At 46.0% G+C, this 1,721-nt stretch carries 1 protein-coding gene; it reads left to right on the plus strand.

Going from position 1 to position 1,721, the window contains the following annotated elements:
• Positions 1 to 211: 211 nt before the first annotated feature.
• Complete coding sequence (gene mgtE, locus F8S12_RS31765; protein WP_196520290.1) at positions 212 to 1,564, plus strand: magnesium transporter; 1,353 nt, start codon at positions 212 to 214, stop codon at positions 1,562 to 1,564.
• Positions 1,565 to 1,721 lie beyond the last annotated feature (157 nt).

Genomic DNA, 1,721 nt, shown 5'->3' on the forward strand with positions numbered 1-1,721 from the left:
CCCCTGCACCCCTGCCCCCTGCCTCTTCTTCAATATCTAGCAGCGATCGCCATTCCGGGTTAGGATTATCACTAGCGATCCCCTGACTTGGGTATCGATGTTGAATTTTTGAGATTTTATGGACCATAGTCCACAAGATGGCAGTATCAAACTCCTCTGAGCGGGTGAGGAAGTCTCCCAGCGCGGGGGAGACTTTTAGGAGGTACATATCATGCTCACACAAGATATTCGTGATTTGCTGGCTGATACTACCGATTTAAACCAGTTGAAATGGGATTTAAATCGTTTACAACCCGTGGATGTGGGAGAACATATTACACAATTGCCTGAAAAACAACGGGCGATCGCATTCCGTTTACTCAACAAAAGTCAGGCAATTGATGTATTTGAATATCTGCCAACAGAGGTGCAGCAAGAACTAATTAATTCCCTACATGATGTCCAAGTAGTGCAACTTGTAGAAGCCATGAGTCCTGATGAACGGGCAGAATTGTTTGATGAACTACCTGCTGGGGTAATCAAACGGCTATTACAGCAACTAAGTCCAGAACAAAGGCAAGCAACAGCAACAATTCTCGGCTATCCAGAAGGCACTGCTGGGCGGGTGATGACAACCGAATATGTCCGGTTACGGGAAGGGTTGACTGTAGGCGAAGCCCTGAGCAAAATCCGTCGTCAGGACGAAGACAAGGAAACGATTTACTACGCTTATGTCACAGACAACAACCGGACGCTGGTGAGAGTTGTTTCACTGCGCCAGTTATTGTTTACTTTTCCCGAAGTTTTCATCAGGGATATTGCGAGCGATCGCGTCATCAAAGTAACAACTGAAACCCCTCAAGAAGAAGTGGCGCGAATCATGCAGCGCTATGACTTAATCGCTATCCCCGTGGTTGATCGAGAAGACCGATTGGTAGGCATTGTCACCATTGATGATGTGATGGATATTTTGGAAGAGGAAGCCACAGAAGATATTCAAAAACTGGCGGGTGTAAGTGGTGATGAAACTGCTTTGTCTTCTCCCCTCTTCACCATCCGCAACCGTTTGCCTTGGCTGTTGGGGATCATGGGCTTGTATATTGGTGCAGCCAGTGCGATCGCGCCTTTCCAATCTGTAATCTCCGCAGTTCCAGTTTTAGCAGTAATCATGCCGATTTTTTCTAACACAGGTGGCACTGTTGGTATTCAATCATTAACGGTAACAATCCGCAGCTTGGGAGTAGGCGAGGTAACACCCAAAGATACTCTGAAAATTCTCCGCAAAGAACTTCTAGCTGGTTTAGCCACAGCCCTAGTTTTAGCCACGACGATGATCCTGCTTTCCTTAATTTGGGCGCGACCCCAAGAACGATGGGTGGCTTTAATTGCCGGAATGGTAATGGCAACCAATACAATTGTGGCTGTTACACTCGGCACTCTACTACCAATGGGATTGAAACGCCTGAACCTCGACCCGGCGCTAGTTAGTGGGCCGTTAGTGACTACAATGCTGGATACAATTGGATTTTTAACGTTCCTCACTCTGATTTCTTTTGCTTTGCAGGTATTACATTTACCAGCGTGAAAAGTATTGTATTTGGGCATTGGGCATTGGGCAATTCAATTTTGGATTTTAGATTTTAGATTTTGGATTAAATTTCAATCTAAAATCCAAAATCTAAAATCTAAAATTCTCACTCCCCCCACTCCCTACTCCCCACTCCCTACTCCCCACTCCCCAC

The sequence above is a fragment of the Nostoc sp. WHI genome, assembly GCF_015714725.1.
Classification (GTDB): Bacteria; Cyanobacteriota; Cyanobacteriia; order Cyanobacteriales; family Nostocaceae; genus Nostoc.

What these genes read in the sequence shown, in the direction of transcription:
- mgtE (WP_196520290.1), top strand. Translation starts at nt 212, where the DNA reads ATGCTCACACAAGATATTCGTGATTTGCTGGCTGATACTACCGATTTA.